The sequence below is a fragment of the Rhizobium sp. P1_E1 genome (assembly GCF_056406015.1).
On record NZ_JBFUAY010000513.1, the window covers coordinates 1 to 1,199 of the forward strand.

Below are 1,199 nucleotides of genomic sequence, written 5' to 3' on the forward strand. Positions count from 1 at the left end.
CGTTCATCATGAAGCCCTCGCATATGAACTCACCGCCCGCTTTTATGCGCGGGGAGGTTTCGAGGACTTCGCTCGTCTTTATCTCCGCAACGCGCGTGGCTGCTATCTGCGCTGGGGAGCCGACGGCAAGGTGCGACAACTCGACCAACTCTATCCCGACCTGAGAGGGGAAGAACGTGCTCCCGCTCCAACGAGCACCATTGGTGCACCGGTCGAACAACTCGATCTCGCTACCGTTATCAAAATCTCGCAAGCCGTGTCGGGAGAGATTGTTCTTCAAAAGCTGATCGACACGGTCTTGCGGACCGCCGTTGAGCAGGCGGGCGCCGAGCGCGGCCTGTTGATCCTGCCGCGTGGGGGTGAGTCACGGATCACGGCGGAGGCCACGACGGGCGGCGAAACGGTCGTGGTGCGGATGCGTGACGAGATCGTGAAAGGGACAACCCTGCCGCAATCGCTCCTTCATTATGTCTTGCGCACAAACGAAAGCGTTGTTCTCGACGACGCCATGGCTCAGAATCCATTTTCCATGGACCCCTACATTTGTCGGCACCGGGCTCGTTCCATTCTCTGTGTTCCGTTGCTCAATCAGGGCCAACCTGCCGGGGTACTCTATCTTGAGAACAACCTCGCCCCCAGGGTCTTCGCGCCGGCCCGGATCGTGGTGCTGAAGCTGCTCGCGTCTCAGGCAGCGATCTCACTGGAGAATACCCGATTGTACCGCGATCTCGCTGAACGCGAAGCCAAGATCCGTCGCCTCGTCRAGGCCAACATCATCGGGATCGTCATCTGGAATATCGAAGGTCGCATTCTGGAGGCCAACGACGCGTTCCTCCGCATGGTGGGATACGACCGAGAGGATCTTGCCTCGGGTCGGCTTTGCTGGACGGACCTAACACCGGCCGAATGGCGCGACCGCGATGAACGGACCGTCGCGGAGTTGAAGATGATCGGGTCGGTCCAACCCTTCGAGAAGGAGTACTTTCGGAAAGATGGCAGCCGTCTGCCGGTGCTGATGGGCGGTGCTCTCCTAGAAGAAAGCAGGAACGAAGGTGTTTCTTTCGTCCTCGATTTGACGGAGCGCCGTCAGGCCGAAGAGGCGTTACGGGAGAGCGAGGAGGCCTTGCGCGAAGCGCTGGGGCAACTTGCCCACGCAAACCGCGTCGCCACGATGGGGCAGCTCACAGCCTCCATCGCCC

At 60.3% G+C, this 1,199-nt stretch carries 1 protein-coding gene; it reads left to right on the forward strand.

Annotated elements, in window-relative coordinates:
• The coding region (locus AC1D1Z_RS37580; RefSeq protein WP_477853914.1) for a PAS domain S-box protein at positions 1-1,199 on the forward strand (1,199 nt) is incomplete at both ends.